The organism is Janthinobacterium sp. LS2A (assembly GCF_036543145.1).
GTDB lineage: Bacteria > Pseudomonadota > Gammaproteobacteria > Burkholderiales > Burkholderiaceae_D > Janthinobacterium > Janthinobacterium aestuarii.
In genome coordinates this window covers 68,076-88,667 of sequence record NZ_JAZHPB010000001.1, presented here as the reverse complement: position 1 = coordinate 88,667, position 20,592 = coordinate 68,076, and the positions used below count along the sequence as shown (strand labels likewise).

Here is a 20,592-nt window from a genome sequence, read left to right as displayed (position 1 = left end):
ACTTCTTGAGGAACTGCACCATGAAAAAAGTAATCGCTACTCTGATCGCCGGCTTGTTCGCTACCGCAGCCTTTGCTCAAACGCCAGCCGCACCTGCCAAGGCCGAAGCCAAGCACACCAAGGAAGTGGCAAAAGCGGAAGCCAAGGAAACCAAGGCCGTAGTCAAAGCCGATGCCAAGGAAGCGGCCGTCGTCGCCGATGCGAAAGCCGATGTTGCCAGCGCCAAGGCCGACGCCAAAGTCACCAAGGAAAAAGCCCATCACAAAGCGAAAAAAGCCAAGGCCAAGGCTGACGAAGCCAAAACTGAAGCGACCGCAGCAGCAGCCAAATAATCCCTACAGCGCGTTTCATGCGCCATGCAAAAAGACAGCTTCGGCTGTCTTTTTGCATTTTTACGCCGCCTTCTTCAATTAACGTCGCTTAAATCAGCCGATTGTAAGAAAGTGTAAACAAGGTCAACGGTAACATTCCGGGCCGCGTTTTATGCTCAGTGACACGGGAATCATCCCTGCACCAACAGACATACCAGACAAACCACCACTGAGGACTGCACCATGAAAAAACGCATTTTCAACCTGAGCGCTACCCTGATCGCCGGCCTGTTCGCAACTGCAGCCTTCGCCCAAACCCCGGCAGCTCCTGCAGCCGCTCCTGCAGCCTCGGTTCCTGCCAAAGTGGAAGCGGCCCATACCAAGGCTGTCGTGAAAGCGGACGCCAAGGAAGCGCAAGCCGTCGTCAAAGCGGATGCCAAAGAAGCGAAAGCAGTCGTCGCTGCAAAAACGGACGTGGCCAGCGCCAAAGCGGAAGCGGCTACCACGAAAGCCAAGGCACACCACAAGGCCAAGAAAACCAAGGCCAAGGCTGACGAAAAGCTGGCATCGGCCACCGCCGAAGCAGCACCAGCAGCAGCCAAGTAATTCCCCACACAATCGCTTATCACTCGCCAGGAAAACACAATGAAAAAAGTTATCGCCACCCTCATCGCCGGCCTGTTCGCTACCGCAGCCTTCGCTCAAACCCCTGCCGCTCCGGCAGCATCGGCTCCAGCCAAGGCGGAAGCGGCCCACACGAAAGCCGTGGTCAAGGCTGAAGCCAAGGAAACCAAGGCCGTCGTGAAAGCCGATGCAAAAGAAGCGGCCGTCGTCGCCGATGCAAAAGCAGACGTGGCCAGCGTCAAGGCCGACGCCAAAGTCACCAAGGCCAAGGCCCATCACAAGGCGAACAAGGCGAAAGTAAAAGCGGATGCGGCGAAAGCGGCGGAAACCGTTCCGGCAGCACCGGCAGCGCCGGCGAAGTAAGCGCGAACGACGCCACGCAAACGCATCCGCCGGGTCTGCGCTTGCGTGGCCACTTCGCCCGCATTCCCAGGGACAGCTTCGGCTGTCCTTTTTGCATGGCGCGCCTTCATGCAAACTTCAGCGAACAAAGCAGCTTGCGCACGACAAAGCGGCGCAGATGGTGGACACTGGCACTCCGACCATCGCCGCGAAGCCTATTCCATGCGCCACCTGCTGCTGATTACCGCCCTTTCCCTGCCTTGCGCCGCCAATGCGCAAAACGCCCCCACCGCCCTCGAACAAGTCCTGCTCACCCAGGACCATGACAGCCATGGCGACTTGCGGGCCGTCGTCGTGCTGCGCAATGGCGCCATCGTCGCCGAACGCTATTACAACGGCGAGACGGCCGACACCCTGCACGACATCCGCTCGGCCGGCAAGAGCATCACCGCACTGCTGGTGGGTGCGGCCGTGGCGCGCGGCCAGCTGGCGACGACAAAGACGGTGGGAGATTACTGGCCTGAAGTGGCTGGCAGCCCGGCAGGCAAGGTGCTCATCGACGACCTGCTGACCATGCGTTCGGGCCTGGCCGCCTTCGATGAAGACGAGCAGTCGCCAGGCAATGAAGACAAGCTCGATGCGGCGCCCGACCCTGCCGCCTTCGTGCGCGGCGTGCCGTCTGCAACGGCGCCGGGCAGCACGTACCGCTACAACTCGCTGGGCGCATATATCGCGGGCAGAGTGGTGGAAAGCGCCAGCGGCGCCGACCTGGAAGATGTCGCCGCCAAGGCGCTGTTCGCGCCGCTGGGCATCACGCGCTGGCGCTGGGGCCGCGACGTGGCCAACCATCCGAAGGGCCAGGGCAATCTGTCGCTGCGCGCACGCGACACGGCAAAAATCGGCCAGATGGTGCTCGACGACGGCGTAGTTGACGGCAAGAGGGTGATCGATACGGCCTGGCTGCACGCAGCGCTGGCGCCGCGCGTGGCCATCGGCGCCGGCGACCGCTATGCCGACAGCTACGGCTATTTCTGGTACGCGAAGACGCAGGACATCGGAGGCCAAAAGATCGCCGTGCATTTCGCCTCGGGCAATGGCGGCAACAAGATCTACGTGATACCTGCGCGCCGCATGGTGGTCAGCATCGCGTCCGACGCGTATGGCAAGCCCTATGGACAGCGCCGTTCGGAAGACATCCTGAAGGCCATCCTGAAGGCGGGTGCCACGCAGATGTAAGCGTTTGTAATGACCGTCAACGGCAGCGATCCCGGGCGCGTTTTATGCTCAGTGACACGGGAATCATCCCGGCACCAACAGACATACCAGACAAACCACCACTGAGGACTGCACCATGAAAAAAGTAATTGCTACCCTGATCGCCGGCCTGTTCGCAACCGCAGCCTTCGCCCAAACCCCGGCAGCACCTGCAGCCGCTCCTGCAGCCTCGGTTCCTGCCAAAGTGGAAGCGGCCCATACCAAGGCTGTCGTGAAAGCGGACGCCAAGGAAGCGCAAGCCGTCGTCAAAGCGGATGCCAAAGAAGCGAAAGCAGTCGTCGCCGCAAAAACGGAAGTGGCCAGCGCCAAAGCGGAAGCGGCTACCACGAAAGCCAAGGCACATCACAAGGCCAAGAAAACCAAGGCCAAGGCTGACGAAAAGCTGGCATCGGCCACCGCCGAAGCGGCACCAGCAGCAGCCAAGTAATTCCGACACTCTTTACTGACCACACATACCAAGGATTTCATCATGAAAAAAGTTATCGCCACCCTGATCGCCAGCCTGTTCGCCACCGCTGCTTTCGCCCAGGCGCCAGCCGCTCCTGCCGCCACGCCAGCGACGCCTGCCGTCGCAGCCACGCCAGCAGTCAAGGCAGAAGCGCCGGCAGCCGCCGTCAAGCCAGCGGCGCACAAGAAAGCCAAGCATCACAAGGCGAAGAAAGCCGCTCCTGCAGAAAAAGCAGCACCGGCCACACCTGCAGAACCAGCAGTGCCAGCAACGCCAGCCAAGTAATCGCGGCGGCACGAATGAAAAAGACAGGGTTTTCCCTGTCTTTTTTTTCGTCCGTTTTTCGCCCGCTTATTTAGGCATCAGCACCGAGTCGATCACATTGATCACGCCATTCGACTGGTACACGTCGTAGGTGCTGATGCTGGCGCTGTTGCCGCCCTCGTCCATCACCACGATGTTGTGCATGCCGTTCATGGCGAACATCAGCTTGCCGCCGCTGGCCGTGGGCAAGGTGGCTTTACCGTCGTGCATCTTGATTTCCTTGGCCAGCGCCTTGAAGTCGTATTTGCCGGGCACCACGTGATAGGTCAGGATTTTCGTCAGGGTCGCCTTGTTTTCCGGTTTCACCAGGGTCTCGACGGTGCCGGCCGGCAGCTTGGCGAAGGCCGCATTCGTCGGCGCGAACACGGTGAATGGGCCCTTGCCTTTCAGGGTATCGACCAGGCCGGCCGCCTTGACGGCGGCGACCAGCGTCGTGTGGTCGGCCGAATTGACAGCGTTGTCGACGATGTCCTTGGACGGATACATGCTCTGGCCACCGACCATGGTCGTCATGTCGGCGGCAAACGTGGCGCTGGCGGCCAGCATGGAAGTAATGAACAGTGCTGCGGGAACGAAGGTGCGCATGATGGTATCTCCTGGATGACGGCGTTTGCATGATTGCAGGAGTATTTACGTGGTGGGTCGGGGATTGGATTCAATTTATTTTTTTGGTCTGGCCTTGATTGAGGACGCGGGTGGTGTCGGCTTACGCGCGATGCGCTAAGCCGACCTACCGCGCTGCGTGCCAAGCCGGCCTGCGCAAGCCATAAAAAAACGGCGCCGTGCAAAGCACGACGCCGTTTTCGGCAGGCTTATCGCCGCGGACCGGAAACTAGTTGGCCGCGACCTGCGGCTCCGTCTCGCCCCAGCCGCCGCCCAGGGAGCGGATCAGCGCCACCGTGGTGACGGCGCGGTTGCCGCGCAATTGCACGGCGTTGCGCTCGATGGCCGCCAGGTTGCGCTGCGCGTCGAGCAGGTCCAGGTAACTGGAACGGCCCGCGTCGTACAGCTTTTGCGCCAGGTCGGCCGAACGGCGCGCCGAGACGACGGCTTCGTCGATCTGCTGCGTCTGGCCCGACAGGATGCGCAGGCCGGCCAGGTTGTCTTCCACCTCGGCGAAGGCCACCAGCACGCTCTGGCGATACGTCGCCACCGACTCTTCCAGCTGCGCTTCGCTGCGGCTTACGGCAGCTTTATTACGGCCACCGTCGATGATCGGCATCGACATCAGGGCGCCCAGCAGCCAGGAGCGGCTGCTCCACTTGAAGATGTCCGAGAAGGTATCGGACGCACCGCCGCCGGAGGCGTTCAGGGTCAAGGCCGGGAACATGGCCGATTTCGCCACGCCGATGCGCGCATTCGACGCTTCCATGGTGCGCTGCGCCGACGCGATGTCGGGACGGCGCTCCAGCAGGGACGACGGCATGCCGGCCGGGATCACGGGCAGGAAGCCGCTATCCCGCAGCGGGTTGACGGTCGCCGTGAAGCTGGCGGCCGGTTTGCCCAGCAGGACGGCCAGCGCATGTTCGCTGGTGGCGCGCTGGCGCTGCAGGCCGATGGCTTCGGCGCGCACGGTCGACAGCTCCGTGCGGGCACGCGACAGATCGAATTCGCCGATGTCGCCCAGGTCATAGCGGCGCTGGTTCACATGCACGCTTTCTTCACGCAGGCGCACCGTCTGCTCCAGGGTCGCCAGTTCGGCGTCCGTGGCACGCAGCTGGAAGTACGTTTGCGCCACGTCGGCCTGCAAGGACAGCAGCACCGAGCGGTAAGTCGCTTCCACGGCCAGCGCATCGCTGCGCGAGGCGCTGACGTTGGACGCCACGCGGCCGAACAGATCGACTTCGTAGCTGGCCGTCAGGTTGGCCTGGTAGACATTCGTGGCCGCCACCGGCGCGCCGTTCGGCAAGCCGAGCGACACGGCGGAAGCGCGGTTGCGCTGGCCGCCCACGTTCACGCCTACTTGCGGGATGCGGTCCGCTTCGGCGATGCCGGCAATCGCCCTCGCCTGCTTGACGCGGGCGGCGGCGATGGCCAGGTTGGCATTCGCTTGCGTGGCTTCGTTGATCAGACCAGTCAAAGCAGGATCATTGAACGCCAGCCACCACTCGCCGCGCGCCTGGCGCTCGGCCGGCACGCCCTGCTTCCAGCGCGTGCCGTCGGCCGCCGTCTGCACGGCGGGCAAGGTTTGCGCTTCCTTGAACGCGGCCGGCGTCTCGATCTGCGGCTGCTTGAACTCCGGCGCCGCGCAAGCGGCCAGCAGGACTGCGGCAGCCATGGCGGTCAGCACGGGCTTGACGCGCCAGATGATTTCCTTGGTTTTCAATATATATCTCCTTCCAGATCCAGCGCTGGCGCGGCGACAGGCTTGGCGGCAACGGCGGCTGGTTTTTTCTCAAAACGCTGCGCCAGGGTGCGCAGCAGTACGTAGAACACGGGCGTCAGGAACAGGCCGAAGAAGGTCACGCCCAGCATGCCGGCGAAGACCGCCACACCCATGGCATGGCGCATTTCCGAACCGGCGCCGTTCGAGAACACCAAGGGCACCACACCCATGATGAAGGCGATCGACGTCATCAGGATCGGACGCAGACGCAGACGGCACGCTTCCAGCGCCGCTTGCACGACGGTACGGCCATGCTCTTCCAGTTCGCGGGCAAATTCCACGATCAGAATCGCATTCTTCGACGCCAGCCCCACCAGCACGAACAGCGCGATCTGGGTAAACACGTTGTTGTCGCCGCCGGTCAGTTTCACGCCCAGCAGTGCGCAGAGGATCGACATCGGCACGATCAGGATCACGGCCAGCGGCAGGGTCCAGCTTTCGTACTGGGCGGCCAGCACGAGGAACACCAGCAGCACGCACAGCGGGAACACATAGATCATCGTATTGCCGGACAAGATGTCCTGGTAGGTCAGCTCCGTCCATTCATACGAAATCCCCTGCGGCAGCACTTCCTTGGCGATGCGTTCCAGCGCGGCTTGCGCCTGGCCGCTCGATACGCCAGGTGCTGCGCCGCCATTGAAGTCGGCTGCGGCATACGCGTTGTAGCGCTGCACGCGGTCCGGGCCATAGCTGTCCTTGACGCGCATCAGCGACGACAGCGGGATCATCTCGCCCTTGTCGTTGCGTACCTTCAGCTGCGCGATATCCTGCGCATGCGAACGGAACGCCGCATCGGCCTGCACGCGCACCTGGTAGGTGCGGCCAAACTGGTTGAAGTCATTCACGTACAGCGAACCGAGATTGATCTGCAAGGTCTGGTAAATCGTTTGCAGCTGCACGCCCATCTGCTTGGCTTTCACGCGGTCGACGTCGGCGAACAGCTGCGGCACGTTGATCTGGTAGCCCGAGAACACGCCCGCCAGTTCCGGCGTCTGGTACGCTTTCGCGGCCAGCGCCTGGGTGGCGTTGTACAGCGCGTCGTAGCCGAGATTGCCGCGGTCTTCGATCATCATCTTGAAGCCGCCGATGGTGCCGAGGCCGTTGACCGGCGGTGGCGGGAAGACCATGATGAAGGCGTCCTGGATACCGCCCAGACGCTTGTTGATCTCGGCCGCGATGGCGCCGCCCGACAATTCCTTGCTGGTACGCTCGTCGAACGGTTTCAGGGTGGCGAAGACGATACCGGCGTTCGGCGCATTGGTGAAATCGTTGATCGACAGGCCGGGGAAGGCGATGGTCGATTCGACGCCAGGCACCGACTTGATGACGTCGGACATGCGGCGCACGACATCTTCGGTGCGGTCCAGCGACGCGGCGTCAGGCAATTGCGCAAAGCCCACCAGGTATTGCTTGTCCTGCGCTGGCACGAAGCCGGCCGGCACGGACTTGAAGGTGAAGATGGCGGCAACGACCAGCAGCGCATACACACCCAGCGAAGCGCTCTTGCGGCCCAACACGCCTTTTACGCCAGCTTCATAGCGGTGCGAAGCGCGGCCGAAGAAGCGGTTGAACCAGGCGAAGAAGCGGCCGAAGACCATGTCCATGCCGCGCGTCAGCGCGTCTTTCGGCGCATCGTGCGGTTTGAGCAGCGCGGCCGACAGGGCTGGCGCCAGGGTCAGCGAGCTGAAAGCGGAGATCACGGTCGAAATGGCGATGGTCAGCGCGAACTGGCGGTAGAACTCGCCCGACAGACCAGGCACGAAGGCGATCGGCACGAACACGGCGCACAGCACCAGGGCGATGGCAACGATAGGACCGCTGACCTCTTTCATGGCCTGGATGGTGGCGTCGCGCGGCGACAAGCCCTCTTCGATATTGCGCTCGACGTTTTCCACCACCACGATGGCGTCATCGACGACGATACCGATGGCCAGCACGAGGCCGAACAGCGACAGGGTGTTGATCGAGAAGCCAAAGCCCAGCATCACGGCAAAGGTGCCGACGATGGAGACGGGAACGGCCAGCAGCGGAATGATCGATGCGCGCCAGGTTTGCAGGAAGATGATCACCACCAGCACCACCAGGGCAATCGCTTCGAGCAGGGTATGGATCACGGCTTCGATGGACGAACGCACGAACTGCGTCGGGTCGTACTCGATCCGGTATTCCACGCCTTGCGGGAAGTCTTTTTTCAGTTCGTCCATCTTGGAGCGCACGTCGGAAGACAGTTGCAGCGCGTTGGCGTTCGGCGCTTCGAAAATACCCATGCCGACGGCCGGATTATTGTTCAGCAGCGAACGCAGCGAGTAGCTGTTGGCGCCCATTTCCACGCGCGCCACGTCCTTCAGGTGCGTCACGGCGCCATCGGCATTCGTGCGCACGATGATGGCGCCAAATTCCTCGGGCGTCTGCAGACGACCTTGGGTATTGACGGTCAGCTGGAAGTCCGAGTTCTTCGCTGGCGAGGCGCCGATCACACCGGCGGCCACCTGCACGTTCTGCTCGCGGATCGCGTCGACGACGTCATTGGCCGTCATGCCGCGCGCCGCCACCTTTTGCGGGTCGAGCCAGATGCGCATGGCGTAGTCGCCGGCGCCGAAGATCTGGATGTCGCCCATGCCGGGCAAACGGGCCAGTTGATCCTTGACGTTCAGCACCGCGTAGTTACGCAAATACATATCGTCATAGCGCTTGTTCGGCGAGACCAGATGCACCACCATGGTCAGGTTGGGCGAGGACTTGACGGTCGTCACGCCGATCTGGCGCACTTCCTCGGGCAGGCGCGGCAAGGCGCGCTGCACGCGGTTCTGCACCTGCGTTTCGGCCTGCTCGACGTTGGTGCCGATCTTGAAGGTCACGGTCAGCATCATCGCGCCATCGGACGTGTTTTGCGAGGACATGTAGAGCATGTTCTCGACGCCGTTGATCTGCTCTTCGAGCGGCGCGGCCACGGTTTCGGCGATCACTTTCGGGTTGGCGCCCGGGTACTGCGCGCGTACCACCACGGATGGCGGCACGACGTCGGGATATTCGGAGATGGGCAGGCCGAAAATCGACAGCAGCCCGGCCACGAATATGACGATCGACAGCACCGCCGCGAAAATCGGCTTGTCGATGAAAAAGCGGGAAAAGTTCATGTTTATTCCTTGGAAGTCGATGCTGCTTTCGCGGCGATCTTGGCATCTTTTGCTTCAGGTTTTGCAGGAGCGGCAGGCGCGGTCGGATCGAAATCCATGGCCACTATCTGCGGCGTCACCGGGGCGCCCGGGCGCACGCGCTGCAAGCCGTTGACGACGATTTTCTCGCCCGCCTTCAAGCCTTCGCGCACCACGCGCAAGCCGTCCGAAGTCGGGCCCAGCTTGACGGCGCGGTATTCGGCCTTGTTGTCGGCGCCCACCACGTAGACGTATTTGCGGCTTTGATCCGTGCCGACGGCGCGGTCGCTGATCAACAGCGCCGTGCTTTGCGCCTGCGGGCCGTTGCCGCCGTCGAGCTGGATGCGCGCGAACAGGCCAGGCACCAACTGGCGCTCGGCGTTGGCGAAGGTGGCGCGCATGCGCACGCTGCCCGTGGCCGGGTCGAGCTGGTTGTCGACGAATTCCAGCTTGCCTTCATGCGGGAAGCCCGTTTCGTTGGCCAGGCCGACCTTGACGGTGACGGGCGTGCCCTTTTGCGCCGTGCCGGCCACGCGCAGATAGGTATCTTCATCGCCGTCGAAGCTGGCGTAGATGCGGTCCGTCGACACCACCGAGGTGAGGATGGCGGAAGCGTCGATCAGGTTGCCGACGGTGATTTCCGCCTTGCTGACGCGGCCGCTGATCGGCGCCTGCACCTGCGTGTACGACAGGTTCAGTTTCGCCGCTTCATACGCGGCCTGCGCCGAACGGACATTCGCGTCCAGCTCTTTCAGGCCCGACGCCTTTTCATCGAATTCGCGCTGGGCGATGGCTTTTTCGGCCAGCAGCTTTTCAGCGCGCGACAGTTCCAGCTTGGCCAGTTCCGCCTTGGCGCGGGCCGAGGCGGCAGTGCCTTCGGCGCGCGACACTTCGGCCTGGAATGGGCGCGGATCGATGACGAACAGCACATCGCCCTTTTTCACTTCGCTGCCCGGCTTGAAATTGACGGCCGTGATGAAACCGCCGACTCTCGAGCGGATTTCCACGCGCTCGATCGCTTCCAGGCGGCCCGAGAATTCCTGCGTTTCCGTGATCTGTTTTTCAACGACGGCGGCGGCCGAGATGGGCGGGCCGCCGGCCGCTGGCGCGTCGGGCACCTTGCTATTGGCCGAATCGCAGCCGGCCAGGCTCACGGCCACCAGTCCCGCCAGCGCGAGCGAGGCAGCCAGGGGCTTCAGCAGAGTGGAAAATTGTTGAACGTTTTTCATTTTATTTCCCTGTTTTATGAAAATTTCTAATGGTATGGGCGGCAGGAAGCAACCCAACTGAAAAAGTGAATGGTGGTGCCATGGCGCCCGACGGCGCTCGATCAAAGGTAAACAGGCCGCCAGTTATTTAAAAGCGGACGGGGACGACAAAGCTGGCTGTGCGATCGCACAACTCAGGCAAGATGGGAACTACACTCCGTAGTGTAACAACCAAAACTCAAAAAGTAAACTGATTAGTGTAAGTTTTTTGCGGTGCCGCGGATGGCGGCGTCATGACTCGGGCTCCTGCCCCAGTCCGGCGACAAAGCTGGCAATCTCGTTCAAGGCATGCACCTTGCAAGCGCACTCATTACGCGCGCCCGCATCCTGCAGCGGCGCGGCGGGCATGCGCCGCACGGTGGTCTTGATGCCGCAGGCGATCAGCTTGCTGCCGTATTGTTCGGCCTCGTCGCGCAATGGGTCGTCTTCTCCGGACAGGATGAGCGCCGGCGGCAGGTTCTTCAGGCGGCTCGACTGCAATGGCGACGCGTACGGATGGGTACGGTCAGCGGCATTTGGCAGGTAGCCACGGTAGGCGGCGGCGCATTGATCAGCCACTTCCGCCAGGTCTGGGCACGTCGGCAAGTTGCGCATCGAACAGGTCGACAGGCCGGGGTCGAGCATCGGCATGATCAGCACCTGGCCCGCGAGGGGCGGTCCGCCCCGGTCGCGCGACATCATGGCGCACACGGCAGCCAGGTTGGCGCCCGCTTCGATGCCCGACACCACCATCTGCTTGCCCGTCCAGCCCAGCTTGGACTTGTTCTTTTTTGCCCACAGCAGCACGGCATGCGCGTCTTCCACGGCGGCGGGGAATGGCCGCACCTTCGCCAAGGTGTAGTTCGCGGCCAGCACCACGTGGTCGGGGTTGCTCAGCACGAGGCAGCGCAGGAAGTCGTCCGCGTCGTCCAGGTCGCCGTCAACAAAGCCGCCGCCATGGAAGAAGACGATCAGGCTCGACTGCTTGGCGCCCGGCACGCCGGCCGTGTAGACGCGCGCGGCGAGCGCATCCTGCGCGCCCTGCACCTGGATATCGCGTATCTTCAGCGCCTGGCCAGGAGCCAGTTCAGCCACGGTGCCGGCAACGCTCATTGCGCCACCACCGGCTGCACCGCAGCATCGAGTACCGTGTCGTTCAGGCACAACAGGGCGATGCCGCCCACTTCATGGGTCAGGGCGCTGTAAGCACTGGCTTCGCTTTGCGCCGCCAGTGAATACGCATCCGTCGATACCATCGCGGCCAGAGCGAGCGAGCTCATAGCGAGAGCGAGCACTGCAAAGATTCCATTCCGATAAGCCATGATGTTTCTCCTGTTGTCCTGCCTGCGGCATCACATTTATGCTGCAGTACAACAACTATAGACTTGATCTACAATCTGATAAAGAGTGCAATGACGAATTGATTGTTCAGGATTCTGAATAATCACGGATAAAGTGACAGGAATTCAAGTGAACAAGCTGCAAGCAATGGAAGTTTTCATCCAAGTCGTCGATGCGGGCGGCTTTACGCGCGCGGCGGAAAACATGCAGCTGCCGAAAGCCACCGTGTCGACCCTGATCCAGTCGCTGGAAGCGAGCCTGTCGGTTAAATTGCTTAACCGCACCACGCGCCACGTCAGCATCACGTCCGACGGGGCCGCCTATTACGAACGCTGCGTGCGCATCCTGTCGGACGTACGCGAGGCCGAGGAATCGCTGTCGCGCACGCGATTGAGCCCCAGCGGGCGGCTGCGCGTGGATGCGCCCACGGCCCTGGCCAGCGAACTGATCATCCCCGCCCTGCCCGATTTCTTTGCCCGCTACCCGGACATCTCGCTGGAGCTCGGTTGCAGCGATCGTCCCGTCGACCTGATCGAGGAAGGCGTCGACTGCGCCGTGCGCGGCGGCGAACTGGGCGACCTGAACCTGATCGCGCGCAGGGTCGGCGTGCTGCACTTCATGACGTGCGCCTCGCCCGGCTACCTGGCGCACCACGGCACGCCGCTGCATCCGAACGACTTGCCCCGGCACCGCGGCGTGAATTTTTTCTCCGCCAAGACGGGCAAAACGTTTGACTGGGATTTCACGCGTGCCGGCGAACGCATCCAGATCGCCATGCCCAGCCATATCGCCCTGAACGACTCGAATGCCTACTCGGCCGCGGGCCTGGCGGGCCTGGGCATCGTGCAAATGACGCATTTCATGCTTGCGCCGCTGATAGAACAGGGCAAAATGGTGGAATTGCTCAGTGAATGGGAATCCGACCCGCTGCCCATCCACGTGATCTATCCGCCCAACCGCCATCTGTCCGCCAAGGTGCGCGTGTTTGTCGAATGGGTCGCCGACATGTTTACCAACCACCCGGCCACGCAGCTCAAGGGCAAGAACGCCAGCCCGAGCCCGCGCGCCACCCTGACCGAGGCCCAGCCATGACCGCAGCAAGCACATCGCCCCACCGCATCGTCTTTCTCGACCGCGACAGCCTGATCGCTACCGTGCGCCCGCCCGCCTTCGCGCACAGCTGGGAAGAGCATGCGCACACCAAGGGCAGCGAACAGACCGTATCCCGCCTGCAAGGCGCCACCATCGCCATCACGAATAAAGTACCGCTGCGCGCAGCCGAGCTGGCGCAGCTGCCCAAGCTCCAGATGATCGCCGTGGCCGCCACCGGCACGGATATCATCGACCTGGCCGCCTGCCGCGAGCGGGGCATCGTCGTGGCGAATATCCGCGACTATGCGCGCGCCACCGTGCCCGAACATACCTTGGCACTGATGCTGGCCCTGCGCCGCCAGCTGCTTGCCTACCGCGCCGACGTGGAAGCGGGCCTGTGGCAGGCATCGGACCGCTTCTGCCTGTTCGGCCACCCGATCCGCGACCTGGCCGGCAGCCGTTTGGGTTTGCTCGGCTACGGTGCGCTGGGCAAGTCCGTCGCGCAGCTGGGGCGCGCCTTCGGCATGCAGGTGCAAGTCCACAACCGCTCCCCCATCGATGAGGACGGCGTGACGCAAGTGAGCTTCGACGAGCTGCTGGCCACGTCCGACGTGCTGAGCCTGCACCTGCCGCTGACGGACAAGACGCGCAACATCATCGGCGCGCAAGAACTGGCGCGCATGCAGCCGACGTCGCTGTTGGTCAACACGGCGCGTGGCGGCCTTGTCGATGAAGCGGCGCTGGCTGAAGCATTGAAAAACGGCGTGATCGCCGGCGCCGGCTTCGACGTGTTATCGAAGGAGCCGCCGCTGCCCGACAATCCGCTGTTGAATTTACGCCTGCCCAACTTCATCCTCACGCCGCACACGGCCTGGGCCAGTGGCGAAGCCATGCAAAAGCTGGCGGACATCCTGATCGGCAACGTGGAAGCGTTCGAACGGGGCACGCCCACGAACGTGGTGGCATGAGCGTATTGCACGAACTCGATGAACTGCTGTGCGGCGACGACGAGGAATACGACCGCCTCGACCTGTTTCACGAAGCGGACGAGCTGATCGGACAACTGCGGGTGGCCGACGTGCCCGCACTGCTGGCCCTGTGGCAAGCGCGCAGCCTGTGCTGGCGGCAACGCTACACGCAAGCGAGCGGCTCCATCGACGGCGCCGTGCTGCGCGCCCTGCTGGCCGGTTTGCTGCAGGTCAAGGAGGCCCCACACGGCGTGTTTGAACTGATGAACCGCCTGCCTGCGACAGCCGACGCCTCCCCGCTCAGCGACGCCCTGCTCGATTACGCCGAGCAAGCCTGGCATGCGAACCCGGCACGGCACCGGCAAATCCAGATCAGCTGCTGGAGTTGCGGACTGTCGGGACGGCTGCTGAAACGGCTGGGGTTTTCCGCCTGGAAGGAAGCGGGACTGTAGTTCTTACGATGCGACTGGCGTCTCGAAGGAAAATCCCGGCGCATACGCGTGATAGCCATCGAAATCGCCCTTGCCGATGCTGGCTCCCTGGCTGCGGGCAATCGCATACGCCATGCTGAAGTGGAAATAGAAATTCGGCAGGATATACAAGTTCAAATATTCGCCGGCCGGCAGCGCGATGTCGGCAAAGCCGGCGCGGTCGCGGCAGATGCGTTCGGGCGGCCCGTCAAAACGTTCCGCAGGAATGTCCTTGAGGTAGCGCGTGGTCTGTGCGATCTGCTCCTGCAGGCTGGCGGCGGCGCTGAAATCGGCCACGTCCAGCCCTGCCAGAGGGCAGCAGCCGCGCAGGGAAAAGCTCACTGCCGCGCGCACTTGCTGGGCAAATGGCAGCATGTCCGGGTGCAAACGCGCCGCCAGCATCGATGGCGCGGTGCCGGTCTTGTCGAGCATGGCGGAAAGCTGCGCCAAGGAGCGGCAGAATATGGTGACGGGGTGGCTGTTCATCATTTCCTTGTGCAAGATTCAATATGACAAGAGTGTGCCACAGGCAACCGCGTCCCCGTCACCTTAACGCCGGTGCTTGCTGAAAAATTCCCAGATGACGTCATTCGCATCGACGGCGCGCGTGGTCTTGCCGATGGGCAGCCCGACATTGAAGGCATCGGCGCCAGGCCACGTGTGGCCGCCATCCTTGACGGTGAGCAAGGCAACGCTGGCGCCGCCGTCATCGCCACCCTGCTCCAGCCAGCTTACTTGCGTCGTATCGCCAGCCGGGCCAGGAATCAGGCGCGGCTGCGGCGTGGCGCCATCGATGCCGTTGTGCTTGCGCCAGTAATCAAAGGTGCCCTGCGCCGACAGGTAGCCGGCGGCCTTGCCTTCGTACAGCACGACCTTGTCGGCCGTCCCCTGTATCAACAGCATGCCGACCTTTCCGCGCTGTTGATGGTGCCGCACCACGGGTTCCGGCATGGGCGCGCCCACCGAGGCGACGGCGGCGAACTGCTGCGGCAGCTCGGCCGCCAGGCGCAGGGCAAAGAAACCGCCGCGCGACAGGCCCGTCGCATAGATCCGTTTGTCATCGATGCGGTAATCCTGCTTGAGTTTGCTCAACATGGCTTGCGTGAAACCGACGTCATCCGTGCCCGCCAGGTAATCCATGCCGAAGCCCACGTTCCAGTCCTGCTTGATGCCTTGCGGATACACGACGATGAATTGGTGCCGCTCGGCCGTCTTGTTCATTTGCGTGTACAGCATTTGTTCCGCCATGCTCATGCCGCCGCCATGGAAATTGAAGACGACGGGAAAGGCTTGCTGCGGCGCGCTTTGGTAAGACGGCGGCGTGTAGACGATGTAGCGGCGCTTGTCTTCCTTGTAGACGAGGCTGCTCACCTGGGCCGGCGCGGATGTGCACACGCAGGACAGGATCAACAGGCTGATGGCGATTTTCATGGGCTTCCCTTCAAGTCAAAGAGCAGCCAGCATAAGCAGGAGCAGGTGAAATCGCGGTGAAATCCGCTGAGTTTATTGCACTTGGGTGGGAACGATGGCGACACGGTACTGCGTCGCGCCGGGGTGGAAAGCAATGTCCCAGCGCATCGCTTGCGCCAGGCGCAGCAGCAGGTTCTGGCCATGCGCGAAACCGTGGACGCGCCGTGGCTGCCCCGCCTGCACGGTATTGACAATGTTCAGGTGGCCTTGCGCAAACGCAATGCTGATGCGGCAATCGGGGCCGCCATGAAACAGCGCATTCGCCAGGCAATTATTGATGAGCAACATGACCAGCTGCCCGTTGCCCGCCACGTCCAGCCGCTCGGGCAAGTCCAGGGTCAGCAGGCTGGCGTCCCACGGATGTTCGTCGAGCAGGCGCAGCAGGCATTGTTCCATACAGCCGCGCAACTCCACCACGTCGCCGGGCAGTTGCTCGGCCCGCGCCAGCGCGAACAGCACGTCGATGCTGGCGCGCATCTCGTCCGTCGATTGCCGCAGCTGCGCCTGCTCTTGCCCGCCCAGGGGCTGCGCCTCGGCCAGCGCCAAGGTGTTGTGCATCAAGGTCAGCGGCGTACGCAGCTCATGGCTGACGTCGCGGGTGAAGGCCTGTTCGCGCTGCAACACCGCCTGTAGTTCGGCAAACGTGGTTTCCAGGCGGCGCGCCAGGAAACCGATCTCGTCGGTGCGGTCACGCTCGCTGAAATGGACGGCGCTGCCGGGCGCCAGCTGGCGCGCTTCCCGGGCCAGGCGCTGCAGGGGCAGCACGAGGCGCCGCGCCAGCCAGTACGCCAGCAGCAAGGCCAGCGCGATCAGCGCCAGCGCCACGCCCAGCACGACACCGCCCACCTCTTGCGCCAGGCGCTGCACCACCAGCACGGGCGCCACATCGGCCAGCAGATAGCTGCGCTGGGGCTGGCCAGCGGCAACGAGGTCCAGCGCCAGCACGTGATAATGCTGGCCCGTCGTGGTAAACACTTCCCCGCGCGGGGCTGACGGCGGCACTTGCTCGCGCACCACTTGAGGCAGATCATGGTAGCTGGCGTATGTCTTGATGAGGTCGCTACCAGACGGCGTAAGCTCACCGTGCTGGCGCAAACGCTGGCTGACCACCGCCGCTTCGCGCTCGAGCAGGCGCTGCACCAGCATGTCTTCTGTCACGTAGGCAATCACCAGCGCCAGGCCCGTGTAGCACAGGCACAGCAAGACAGTAAAGCCGGCCAGGGCAGCGAACAGGCGCTGCCGGATCGACTTGCTCATGGAAACGCCGCAGTGTCGAAGACAAGGCGGTAGCCCAGCTGCGGTATGGTCACCAGCATGCCCGCACCGCCGGCCAGCTCCAGCTGCTTGCGCAGCGCGTAGATGTGCGATTTGAGCGCATCGCTGTCGGGTGGCTGGCTGCCCCACAGATGCTGCAGCAAGGCCGAACGCGACACGGCGTGCGGATGCTCGCGGCACAGCAGCAGCAAGATTTTAAAACCCGTCTGCGTCAAAGGCAGCGCCACGTCACCGAGCAGGGCGCGCCCTTCGCGCGTCTGCAAGATGAAGGGGCCCACGCGCATTTCCTGGTGCACATGCAGCTGGTGCCGGCGCGCCAGCGCTTCGCAGCGCAAGGCCACTTCGCGCAAGTCGAACGGTTTGCTCAGGTAATCGTCGGCACCGTCGCGAAAGCCGCGCGCCTTGTCTTCATACGCATCGCGCGCCGTCAGCATCAAGATCGGCACATTGCTGGGTGCCCCCACCTTGATGGTGCGGCACACTTGCAAGCCATCGATGTCGGGCAGGTTCAGGTCCAGCAGCACCACGTCATAGCTGTTGCGCGTGGCCAATTGCACGGCCAGCGCCCCCGTGCCCGCATGGTCGGTCTGCCAGCCCAGGCCGTCGAGGAAGTCGAGCACCTGGCGCGCGATGGCCAGGTGGTCTTCCACCAGCAGTATGCTCAGGGGCAAGCGATTCATGGAGTGTGGGCAATGCGCGCATACAGCCAGAAATTGCCGGACCTACCGCGAATTTGCCGGTAGCAGCGCAGATAGCCTTCGCGTTCGAAACCGCAGCGCTCGAGTACGCGGATCGAACGTTCATTGCTCTCCAGTACGGTTGCCTGGATGCGCAGGAAGCCCAGGCGCTGGAAGCCCCAGTCCATGACCGACGCGGCGATGGACGTGGCCACTCCCTGCCCCCATACGGCAGGAGACAGATCGTAGGCGATTTCGGCCGTGCGGTGCTGCGGGGAAATCGCATTGAAGCCGATCGTGCCCACCAGCTGGCCGCCCTCGCGCAGCACGATGGCCAGGCGGATGGACGACGCTGGCTGGGCCGAGGCGTAATCATCGAAATTGGCCTGCAGATCGTCGGCGCAACGCAAGTCCCAGCTCGTGTGTTCCACGACAACAGGATCGGCCAGGTACGCATACCAGGCGGGCGCGTCACTGCGTTCCAGCTGGCGCAACGTCACCAGTGGATGGGCTGAAACGGGTAAATCGACAGCTTTCATTGCTTGACATCCTCCTCAATCCAGCGGGCAATCGGCGGCCAGCCAGGACATGAAATCATCGGCAGCCAGTTCGAAATCGTCGCGCTGCATCGATCCATGCCCCACCAGATACACGGCGCGGTCGCCATCATCGAGGGCCAGCATGACGGCGCGCCCGCCGCTGTCGTCGCCGATGGTGATGTGGCCGGGGCAGGATTGCAGCGTGTCATATGTTTCGTTACGCTCCACCAAACTTTCTGCGCCATACAGCAATACCTGTTCGCCACGGAGACCTTCCTGCCAGTCCTGGAGAAAGCGCAGGTAGTACGCCGGCAAGGCGCGGCCCAGCCAGCGCTCGAGCGCTTCGGTTTCCTGCTGGCTCACGCGGCGCCTTTGCGCCGTGCCTCCCACGTACGCCGCAGCAAGCCGTACAGGGCCGTATCGCTGACGTGGCCTCCGACGATCCAGCGTTCGGGCAAGAAACCTTCCTTGCTGAAACCCTGGCGTTCCAGGGCGCTGGCCGAAGCCGTATTGAGCGGATCGATATCGGCTTCCAGGCGGTTCAGGTCGCGCTCGATGAACGCGTATTCCAGCAGCGCCGACAAGGCTTCCTGCATATAGCCCTTGCCCCAATGCGGTCGCGCCAGCGCATAGCCGATTTCGGCACGGCGGTTCTGGCGGTGTTCGGAAAACAGGCTGCAACTGCCCATATATTCGCCCGTCGCCTTCAGCGTGACGGCGAAACGGAAGAATTCCTCGCTCTCGAAAGCGGCGATGTCCTCGGCAAGCTTGCGCGCGGCGATGCTGGCATCCTGCCATGGCGGCTCGCTGAAATAGCGCATCACTTCGGGATCGGCATGCATGGCGAAGAAGTCCGCTTCATCCGACGGTTGCGGCTTGCGCAGGATCAGGCGTTCAGTGGTGATGGTTTTCGTGTAGGCCATGCGACTCCAATCAAAGGTTCAAAGGGGCAACGCTTATTATTCCATGCAACTATAACGATGTGGCAACTTTGTGATCTTGCTTTTTAATGTAGTATGGCAATGTTTCACCATATCATAGATGCAACTTCATGATCCGCCTATGCACGCAACAAAAGAAGCAGCACATACCGACGCCATCCCGGCGCAGCCCGAGGTCTTGAGCAAGCACAAGCGGCCAGTGATCATCTGGGCCAGCATCGCCTTCTTTTGCATGTGCGCCATGCTGCTTGGCATGACCATCTGGATCGTCTGGTCTTCGCGCGAAGTGCGCTTGCACGAAGCGAGGGCGACGACGGAACACATGGCGCGCACCCTGGCGACCCAAGCGTACATGGAGCTGGAAGTCGCCGATGTGATGCTGGAAGATATCGTCGAGCACATCCGCAACGAAGGCAATAATGACGCGACCGGCGAGCGGCTGCAATCGCATCTGCAGCAGCTGTCGAAAAATATCGTGGAAATTGCCGGCGTCTTCATTTTTGACAGCCGCGGAGACTGGCTGGCCAGCTCGTCCGGCACCGGACAGGACGGCAACAATGCGGACCGCGACTACTTTACTTATCACAAGACGCATGCGCAACTGGGCAGCCGCATCAGCGCGCCCGTACGCAGCAAATCCAGCGGGCAATGGGTCTTGCCCGTGTCGCGCCGGGTGGAATTGGCGGACGGCTCCTTTGCGGGCGTGGTGCTGGTCACCCTGGGGCTCGCCTCCTTCGAACGCATCTACGATAGCCTCAACCTTGGCAATACGGGCACGGCCTTCTTTGCCCTCGACGACGGCACCTTGATCTACCGCCGGCCATTCCAGCCCGGCGTCATCGGCATGGATATTTCGTCGGGTGCAGTCCTGCGCGCCTACCGCGAAAAAGGGCCTGTCGGCACGGCCATGATGACGGCGAAGGTGGACGAAATCGAACGGCTGTACAGCTATCGCCACCTGCAGCGCTTTCCCGTCATCGTGGCGGCGGGGCTATCGGAGGAAGATATTTTCGCCGAATGGCAGCGCTTGAGCATACAAATCGTGCTGGCGTCGCTGGCGGCAGGCGCGGCGCTGATCTACCTGTTCCGCAAGCTGATGCGGCAGATTGCCGTACGCGACCGTATCGAAGCCAGCCTGCGCGTGGCCACGACGCAGTTGCAACACGCGAATGCAGACCTGGCGGCGCGGGCGGCGCAGGACGGCTTGACGGGGCTGGCCAACCGCCGCTGTTTCGACGAGACCTTGGCGCATGAACTCAAGCGCGCCCAGCGCAGCGGGCATGAAGTGTCGCTGATCATGCTGGACGTGGATTTCTTCAAGAAATTCAACGACCAGTATGGCCACGTGGCGGGCGACGAGTGCCTGCAGGCGGTTTCCGGTGCCGTGGCGCGCAGCGTCGGCCGGGCCGAAGACCTGGCGGCCCGCTATGGCGGTGAAGAGTTCGCCGTCATCATGCCCGGCACGGGCGCGGCGGGCGCCCTGGAAGTCGCGCAAGCCATCCGGGCGGCCGTGGAAGGCTTGCAGATTCCCCACGCGGCCAGCGCGAACGCAGTCGTGACCGTCAGCCTGGGCGCGGCCACGGTCCAGCCTGGCCAAGACCGCCCCACGGACAGCAGCGAGCTGATACGCGAGGCCGACGCCTTGCTGTACCAGTCGAAAAACACGGGCCGCAACCGCGTCAGCGGCGGCGTAGCAGCAGCATGAGG

General features: G+C 62.9%; 23 protein-coding genes. 10 read left to right on the top strand and 13 right to left on the bottom strand.

What is annotated here, in order from left to right:
- Positions 1-20 precede the first annotated feature (20 nt).
- The 6 genes from V3C40_RS00435 to V3C40_RS00410 all read left to right on the top strand — a co-directional run bounded on the left by V3C40_RS00435 (position 21) and on the right by V3C40_RS00410 (position 3,285).
- Positions 21-332, top strand: a complete 312-nt coding sequence (locus V3C40_RS00435) for a hypothetical protein (protein ID WP_034751951.1) — start codon at positions 21-23, stop codon at positions 330-332.
- A 222-nt stretch (positions 333-554) separates the two neighbouring features.
- Positions 555-917: a hypothetical protein gene (locus V3C40_RS00430; protein WP_331776139.1), complete on the top strand. Its 363-nt coding sequence runs from the start codon at positions 555-557 to the stop codon at positions 915-917.
- A gap of 39 nt (positions 918-956) precedes the next feature.
- Positions 957-1,298 carry a hypothetical protein gene (locus tag V3C40_RS00425; RefSeq protein WP_331776138.1) on the top strand — a complete coding sequence of 114 codons (342 nt, stop codon included), beginning with the start codon at positions 957-959 and terminating at the stop codon, positions 1,296-1,298.
- Between the two features lie 201 nt (positions 1,299-1,499).
- Positions 1,500-2,513, top strand: coding sequence for a serine hydrolase domain-containing protein (locus tag V3C40_RS00420; RefSeq protein ID WP_331776137.1), 1,014 nt, complete (start codon positions 1,500-1,502; stop codon positions 2,511-2,513).
- 115 nt (positions 2,514-2,628) lie between these two features.
- Positions 2,629-2,979, top strand: coding sequence for a hypothetical protein (locus V3C40_RS00415; RefSeq protein ID WP_070304634.1), 351 nt, complete (start codon positions 2,629-2,631; stop codon positions 2,977-2,979).
- Between the two features lie 42 nt (positions 2,980-3,021).
- A complete protein-coding gene (locus V3C40_RS00410; protein WP_070304632.1) occupies positions 3,022-3,285 on the top strand; it encodes a hypothetical protein in 264 nt (87 codons plus the stop codon).
- Positions 3,286-3,351: 66 nt separating this feature from the next.
- Here V3C40_RS00410 and V3C40_RS00405 read toward each other — a convergent pair whose 3' ends face one another.
- From V3C40_RS00405 to V3C40_RS00380, 6 genes are all read right to left on the bottom strand, one after another.
- Positions 3,352-3,909: a fasciclin domain-containing protein gene (locus V3C40_RS00405; RefSeq protein ID WP_442907199.1), complete on the bottom strand. Its 558-nt coding sequence runs from the start codon at positions 3,907-3,909 to the stop codon at positions 3,352-3,354.
- Positions 3,910-4,156: 247 nt separating this feature from the next.
- Positions 4,157-5,602, bottom strand: coding sequence for an efflux transporter outer membrane subunit (locus V3C40_RS00400; RefSeq protein ID WP_331776838.1), 1,446 nt, complete (start codon positions 5,600-5,602; stop codon positions 4,157-4,159).
- Between the two features lie 44 nt (positions 5,603-5,646).
- A complete protein-coding gene (locus V3C40_RS00395) occupies positions 5,647-8,847 on the bottom strand; it encodes an efflux RND transporter permease subunit (RefSeq protein ID WP_034751959.1) in 3,201 nt (1,066 codons plus the stop codon).
- A gap of 2 nt (positions 8,848-8,849) precedes the next feature.
- On the bottom strand, positions 8,850-10,094 hold the full coding sequence (locus V3C40_RS00390; protein ID WP_070304626.1) for an efflux RND transporter periplasmic adaptor subunit: 1,245 nt from the start codon (positions 10,092-10,094) through the stop codon (positions 8,850-8,852).
- A gap of 270 nt (positions 10,095-10,364) precedes the next feature.
- Positions 10,365-11,225, bottom strand: coding sequence for an alpha/beta hydrolase (locus V3C40_RS00385; RefSeq protein WP_034751961.1), 861 nt, complete (start codon positions 11,223-11,225; stop codon positions 10,365-10,367).
- Positions 11,222-11,392 (bottom strand): hypothetical protein, encoded by a 171-nt coding sequence (locus V3C40_RS00380; protein WP_157808778.1) that lies wholly within the window; start codon positions 11,390-11,392, stop codon positions 11,222-11,224. Before V3C40_RS00380 ends, V3C40_RS00385 begins: the two co-directional genes overlap by 4 nt.
- A 190-nt stretch (positions 11,393-11,582) precedes the next feature.
- Here V3C40_RS00380 and V3C40_RS00375 point away from each other — a divergent pair, with 190 nt between their 5' ends.
- From V3C40_RS00375 to V3C40_RS00365, 3 genes are read left to right on the top strand one after another with little or no spacing between them, the layout of a single operon-like run.
- Entirely contained in the window at positions 11,583-12,545 is a 963-nt protein-coding gene (locus V3C40_RS00375; RefSeq protein ID WP_034751962.1) for a LysR family transcriptional regulator, read from the top strand.
- Positions 12,542-13,513: a D-2-hydroxyacid dehydrogenase gene (locus V3C40_RS00370; RefSeq protein ID WP_331776136.1), complete on the top strand. Its 972-nt coding sequence runs from the start codon at positions 12,542-12,544 to the stop codon at positions 13,511-13,513. The genes V3C40_RS00375 and V3C40_RS00370 overlap by 4 nt, the downstream gene beginning before the upstream one ends.
- Positions 13,510-13,965, top strand: coding sequence for a hypothetical protein (locus V3C40_RS00365; protein ID WP_331776135.1), 456 nt, complete (start codon positions 13,510-13,512; stop codon positions 13,963-13,965). The genes V3C40_RS00370 and V3C40_RS00365 overlap by 4 nt, the downstream gene beginning before the upstream one ends.
- Positions 13,966-13,968: 3 nt before the next feature.
- Here the strand turns inward: V3C40_RS00365 and V3C40_RS00360 are convergent, their stop codons facing one another.
- The 7 genes from V3C40_RS00360 to V3C40_RS00330 form a co-directional block, all read right to left on the bottom strand.
- A complete protein-coding gene (locus V3C40_RS00360) occupies positions 13,969-14,472 on the bottom strand; it encodes a DUF1993 domain-containing protein (protein ID WP_319991157.1) in 504 nt (167 codons plus the stop codon).
- Between the two features lie 60 nt (positions 14,473-14,532).
- Positions 14,533-15,414 carry an alpha/beta hydrolase family esterase gene (locus V3C40_RS00355; protein ID WP_331776134.1) on the bottom strand — a complete coding sequence of 294 codons (882 nt, stop codon included), beginning with the start codon at positions 15,412-15,414 and terminating at the stop codon, positions 14,533-14,535.
- Between the two features lie 72 nt (positions 15,415-15,486).
- Entirely contained in the window at positions 15,487-16,710 is a 1,224-nt protein-coding gene (locus V3C40_RS00350; protein ID WP_331776133.1) for a sensor histidine kinase, read from the bottom strand.
- Positions 16,707-17,408, bottom strand: coding sequence for a response regulator transcription factor (locus V3C40_RS00345; RefSeq protein WP_331776132.1), 702 nt, complete (start codon positions 17,406-17,408; stop codon positions 16,707-16,709). The genes V3C40_RS00350 and V3C40_RS00345 overlap by 4 nt, the downstream gene beginning before the upstream one ends.
- Complete coding sequence (locus tag V3C40_RS00340) at positions 17,405-17,944, bottom strand: GNAT family N-acetyltransferase (protein WP_331776131.1); 540 nt, start codon at positions 17,942-17,944, stop codon at positions 17,405-17,407. Before V3C40_RS00340 ends, V3C40_RS00345 begins: the two co-directional genes overlap by 4 nt.
- Positions 17,945-17,959: 15 nt before the next feature.
- Entirely contained in the window at positions 17,960-18,307 is a 348-nt protein-coding gene (locus tag V3C40_RS00335) for an SMI1/KNR4 family protein (protein ID WP_046684058.1), read from the bottom strand.
- On the bottom strand, positions 18,304-18,867 hold the full coding sequence (locus V3C40_RS00330) for a GNAT family N-acetyltransferase (RefSeq protein ID WP_034751971.1): 564 nt from the start codon (positions 18,865-18,867) through the stop codon (positions 18,304-18,306). Before V3C40_RS00330 ends, V3C40_RS00335 begins: the two co-directional genes overlap by 4 nt.
- A 139-nt stretch (positions 18,868-19,006) precedes the next feature.
- On the opposite strand from V3C40_RS00330, the gene V3C40_RS00325 reads away from it, so the two are divergent.
- Complete coding sequence (locus V3C40_RS00325; protein ID WP_331776130.1) at positions 19,007-20,590, top strand: sensor domain-containing diguanylate cyclase; 1,584 nt, start codon at positions 19,007-19,009, stop codon at positions 20,588-20,590.
- The last annotated feature ends 2 nt before the right edge of the window (positions 20,591-20,592 follow it).